Origin of the sequence: Vibrio sp. 1457 (genome assembly GCF_033340195.1) — a bacterium.
In the GTDB taxonomy this organism is placed as follows: Bacteria; Pseudomonadota; Gammaproteobacteria; order Enterobacterales; family Vibrionaceae; genus Vibrio; species Vibrio alginolyticus.
The window spans coordinates 1-4,937 of record NZ_JAWOWA010000052.1; the positions used below are offsets into that span (position 1 = coordinate 1).

At 47.0% G+C, this 4,937-nt stretch carries 3 protein-coding genes; 2 read left to right on the forward strand and 1 reads right to left on the reverse strand.

The genetic code is table 11. From position 1 onward, the window contains the following. Window positions 1-205: 205 nt before the first annotated feature. Window positions 206-1,432 (forward strand): efflux RND transporter periplasmic adaptor subunit, encoded by a 1,227-nt coding sequence (locus tag R7Z41_RS23495; RefSeq protein WP_203347287.1) that lies wholly within the window; start codon window positions 206-208, stop codon window positions 1,430-1,432. A gap of 13 nt (window positions 1,433-1,445) precedes the next feature. Continuing rightward, window positions 1,446-4,628: an efflux RND transporter permease subunit gene (locus tag R7Z41_RS23500; protein ID WP_203347286.1), complete on the forward strand. Its 3,183-nt coding sequence runs from the start codon at window positions 1,446-1,448 to the stop codon at window positions 4,626-4,628. 97 nt (window positions 4,629-4,725) lie between these two features. Here the strand turns inward: R7Z41_RS23500 and R7Z41_RS23505 are convergent, their stop codons facing one another. After that, a complete protein-coding gene (locus R7Z41_RS23505; RefSeq protein WP_257898055.1) occupies window positions 4,726-4,860 on the reverse strand; it encodes a hypothetical protein in 135 nt (44 codons plus the stop codon). Window positions 4,861-4,937: the final 77 nt, after the last annotated feature.

Sequence of the window (4,937 nt, forward strand, 5' to 3'; positions counted from 1 at the left end):
ACCACCTCCGCAGCCATTTATTGGTGTGGTCTACAGAGGATTATGTCTTTTTAGAGGGGAAAATCCCTAGAACCCCTAAATGGTAATGCGGCAGGCATACGTTGTCCATATGTTGTAACTATTCATTCTATAAATTTTACTTGATCAATATCAAAAGTCAGGATTATTATGCCGATCGGTACAAAACTAACATAAGGATAGCGAGATGGTAGGCAAACACCTTAGAACGCCTCTTCTACTAATCTCATTTGCAGCGCCATTGGTGTTGTCTGGATGTCAAGATTCACGCGCCGAAGCACCTGCATCAGCACCGCCACCACCAACGGTTGAAGTGGCACAAGTGCTTGTAGAACAGGTTACCGAGCTTGATCAATACACTGGTCGATTAGAATCACCTCAAACCGTCACCGTAATGCCTCGTGTATCGGGTTACGTAGACCGTGTTCACTTCCGTGAAGGCCATCTCGTAGAAGCTGGAGACGTGCTTTTTTCAATCGACAATCGTTTGTTTGTTGCTGAAGTTAACCGTTTGAAAGCGGAACTTAGCAGTGCTCAAACAAGCTTGAACCAAGCAATCAAAGATTATGAACGTGCACAAAGACTAAGCAAAACTAAAGCAATTTCTCAAGAGACCGTTGATGCGCGTTTTGCAGATCAGCAGCGTAGCGTTGCAAGTGTTTCAGCTCTTAAAGCTGCTTTGGCAAAAGCGGAACTAGACCTTGAATTCACTCTAGTTCGCGCGCCGATTGCAGGCAAAGTTTCTTTCGCAGAGGTGACCAAAGGTAACTATGTAACTACGGGTCAAACCGTTCTTACGTCACTGGTATCTACTTCGAAAATGTACGCTTATTTCGACATTGATGAGCGTAGTTTCCTTAAATATCAAGAGATTAATAACCTCATCTCAGCGGATGGTGAAATTGAAAATGTCGTCCAAATGTCGTTGGCTAACGATACCGATTTCCCTCATATCGGTTACATCGACTTTGTAGACAATGCGATTGACGAAGCAACGGGAACCATTCAAGTTCGCGCCGTTTTTGATAATGCGGATAAGAAATTTTTACCGGGTATGTTCGCCAAAATGCGTATCGCTGGCTCGGATAGCTACCAAGGTGTGTTGATTGATAACAAGGCGATTGGTACCGATCTGAATAACAAGTATGTCTTGGTTTTAGGCGATGACAATATTGTCCAATACCGAGCAATCTCTCTTGGTGAAGGCCTTAACGGTCTGCGCATTGTATTGGATGGCCTAAAAGGCGACGAAAAGATTGTCGTCAATGGCTTACAACGCGTTCGTGCCAACATGCCTGTTACGCCCGATGAAGTTGCAATGGCTGATGAAAACACCCTTGCCAATATTCGCCAGCAACAAGCATTACGAGACCAGCAGCGCAGTGAGCTACTGACTCTGCAAGTGAAGCAATAAAGGAACCATTGCAATGTTTTCCCAGTTCTTTATTCGTCGGCCGATCTTTGCATCCGTGCTGTCGATACTCATATTCATCGGTGGTGCATTGTCAGTATGGCAACTGCCTATCACTGAATACCCCGAGGTTGTACCTCCGACTGTCGTTGTAACAGCGACTTACCCGGGTGCGAACCCGAAAGTGATTGCGGATACCGTCGCGTCTCCCCTCGAAGAAGAGATTAACGGCGTAGAAGACATGCTGTATATGTCTTCTCAAGCGACTTCTGATGGCGTGATGACGTTAACCGTCACCTTTGCCATTGGTGCCGACGTAGACAAAGCGCAAACCCTAGTTCAAAGCCGTGTTGATCGTGCCCTACCTCGTTTGCCTGAAACCGTTCAGCGACTTGGTGTTGTGACGGAAAAGTCATCACCAGACTTAACCATGGTCGTTCACTTGGTGTCGCCTGATGAGCGTTATGACCTACTTTATCTTGCGAACTATGCAGCGCTTAACGTTAAAGATGAACTTGCCCGAATCGAAGGTGTGGGTGCCGTTCGCCTGTTTGGTGGTGGCGAATACAGCATGCGTATTTGGCTTGATCCAAACAAGGTCGCAAGCCTGGACCTCAACCCTAGTGAAGTCATTTCTGCGATTCGCGAACAGAACCAACAAGCTGCAGCAGGTAGCCTTGGTGCTCAACCAAGTGGCTCGTCAGACTTCCAGTTGCTTATTAATGTCAAAGGACGTTTAAGCGAAGTTGAAGAGTTCGAGAACATCATCATCAAGGTTGGTGAAGATGGTCAGATCAACCATTTGAAAGATGTCGCTCGTATTGAATTAGGTGCCGAAACCTACTCACTTCGTTCACTACTTGATAACCAAGACGCAGTTGCCATTCCAATCTTCCAAGCTTCTGGCTCAAACGCGATTCAGATCTCTGATGACGTAAGAGCGAAAATGGAAGAGCTGTCAGCTAGCTTCCCTCAAGGTGTGAGCTACGAGATTGTTTACGACCCAACGGTATTCGTTCGTGGTTCTATTGAAGCGGTAGTGCAGACACTGCTTGAAGCGGTATTACTTGTTGTACTAGTTATTGTTCTGTTCCTGCAAACTTGGCGCGCATCGATCATCCCATTAGTTGCGGTTCCGGTTTCATTAGTTGGTACGTTCGCCTTCATGTACTTAATGGGCTTCTCTTTAAATGCTCTGTCACTGTTTGGCTTAGTACTCGCTATCGGTATCGTTGTTGATGATGCGATCGTGGTGGTCGAAAACGTCGAGCGAAACATCGAAGAAGGTCTTGCTCCTATTGCGGCGACAGAAAAAGCGATGCGAGAGGTTACAGGCCCAATTGTTGCGACGACGTTGGTGCTCGCTGCGGTATTCATCCCGACTGCGTTTATGTCTGGCTTAACGGGTCAGTTCTATAAACAGTTTGCGTTGACCATTACTATTTCAACGTTCATTTCAGCTATTAACTCGCTGACTTTGAGCCCGGCTCTTTCTGCCCTGTTGTTACGTGGTCACGACCAACCGAAAGATTGGCTCACGCGTGCAATGGATGGCTTGTTCGGACGCTTCGTATTTACCCCATTCAATAAGCTATTTAACAAAGGTTCTATCGCTTACGGTTACGCGGTGAAGAAGAGCATTCGACTTGGCGCACTGATTGGTGTGATGTATGTTGGCCTGCTTGGCTTAACGGCTTACCAATTCGATCAGACTCCTACGGGTTATGTGCCGGGTCAAGATAAGCAGTACTTGGTTGCATTCGCGCAACTGCCAGACGCGGCTTCACTTGAGCGTACCGATGCAGTGATTCGTGAGATGTCCGAGATTGCTTTGGCACAACCAGGCGTTGAACACTCCGTTGCATTCCCAGGTCTGAGCATTAACGGGTTCACCAATAGTCCAAACAGCGGTATCGTGTTCACTCCGTTGGCTGATTTCGACGAGCGTCAAGATCCGAGTCTTAGCGCAAATGCGATTGCAGGTCAGCTGAACCAAAAATTTGCTTCTATCCCTGATGCATTCATCGCGATCTTTCCACCACCACCGGTTCAGGGTCTGGGTACGATTGGCGGTTTCCGTTTGCAGATCCAAGATCGAGCGAACCACGGCTACGAAGCGCTATACGGTGTCACTCAACAAGTGATCATGAAAGCATGGGCGCACCCGGCACTAACTGGTGTGTTCTCAAGCTATCAAGTTAATGTTCCACAGTTAGACCTGGATGTTGACCGTACGAAAGCGCTCAAGCAAGACCTATCATTAGACGATGTTTTCTCTACCCTGCAATCCTACATGGGGAGCACGTACGTCAATGATATCAACCGCTTTGGTCGCACATACCAAGTGAACGTTCAGGCCGACGAAGAGTTCCGCCAAACACCAGAGCAGATTCGCCAACTAGAGGTTCGAAATGCGAACGGTGAAATGATTCCTTTAGGCGCGTTTGTTGATGTGAATTACAGTGCTGGTCCTGACCGTGTGATGCATTACAACGCTTATACCACAGCAGAGATCAATGGTAGCCCTATGCCAGGTTTCAGCTCAGGTGAAGCGCAAGCAGCGATTGAGCAGATCCTTGCAGAGACACTACCGATTGGCATGACTTACGAATGGACCGAGCTGACCTACCAACAGAAGTTGGCCGGTGATACAGCTATGTTGATCTACCCACTGGTTATCTTGTTGGTGTTCCTTGTACTTGCTGCGCAATACGAAAGTGTACGTCTTCCGATGGCAATCATCTTAATCATTCCTATGACGCTTCTATCGGCGATCAGCGGTGTGATTCTATGGGGTAGCGACAACAATATTTTCACTCAAATTGGTCTAATCGTACTGGTTGGTTTGGCAACTAAAAACGCCATCCTAATCGTAGAATTCGCCAAAGAGTTGCAAGATAAAGGTCGCACTGTGATGGAGGCTGTTCTTGAAGCATCACGCTTACGTCTTCGCCCAATCTTGATGACGTCGATTGCCTTCATCATGGGTGTGGTTCCAATGGTGTTCTCTACTGGTGCCGGTGCTGAAATGAGACAAGCAATGGGTATCGCTGTGTTCTCTGGCATGATTGGTGTAACCATATTCGGTCTGCTACTCACGCCACTGTTCTACTACGTATTGGCTAAACGTACTCCTAAAGAGCAGAGTGACAACACAGAGCAAGTTGCACTAGAGCCGATTAACGAATCCACTGTCTAATCCTTTATTTTGAGTGATTAGAAAGGCAGCCCGTGCTATTTGGGGCTGCCTTTTTTTCGTTAAGGACTCAACGGCAATTCCAGCCGTTATTTTTTGTTCAGTCTAGAAACTGTTGAATATCGTCGACGTCCATTAACTCTGACGATAAATACCGCTCTGCATAGTTGCGATAAACACCGCTCGTTAAAAGCAGGTGGAAAATCTCTTTATCAATATGTTCATTCTCCGCCATTTTGGGGTTCTAGGGATTTTCCCCTCTAAAAAGACATAATCCTCTGTAGACCACACCAATAAATGGCTGCGGAGGTG